Below are 429 nucleotides of genomic sequence, written 5' to 3' on the forward strand. Positions count from 1 at the left end.
CGCGCCCGCCTTGAGGATGCCCAGCATGCCCACGATGAGGTTCGGCGAGCGCTCCACGCACAGGCCCACGCGGTCTCCGACGCGAACCCCCAGGGTCCTCAAGTGCCAGGCCACCTGGTTGGCTCGCGTGTTGATCTGCGCGTAGGTGAGGCGCTGCTCACCTGAGGTGACGGCCACCGCGGCAGGCAGGGCGTCCGCCTGCATGGCGAAGAGGGCGGTCAGCGGCAGCTCGCGCGGGAAGTCGCGGGCCGTGTCGTTCCACTCCAGCAGGACGCGCCGCCGCTCCTCCGCCGTCATCAGCGGGAGGTCGGACACGCGCGTCTCCGGCGAGGCGAGCGCCGCTTCGAGGAGCTGCCTCAGGTGCCGGGCCATGCCCTCTACGGTGGAGGACTCGAACAGCGCCGTGCTGTAGGTGAAGCCGCCCACGAA

Annotated in this window: 1 protein-coding gene; it reads right to left on the bottom strand. The window is 71.1% G+C overall.

Annotation, left to right across the window (positions count from 1 at the left end; translation table 11 throughout):
* The coding region (locus JGU66_36250; GenBank protein MBJ6766228.1) for an AMP-binding protein at positions 1–429 on the bottom strand (429 nt) is incomplete at both ends.

This window comes from Myxococcaceae bacterium JPH2, from assembly GCA_016458225.1.
Classification (GTDB): domain Bacteria; phylum Myxococcota; class Myxococcia; order Myxococcales; family Myxococcaceae; genus Citreicoccus.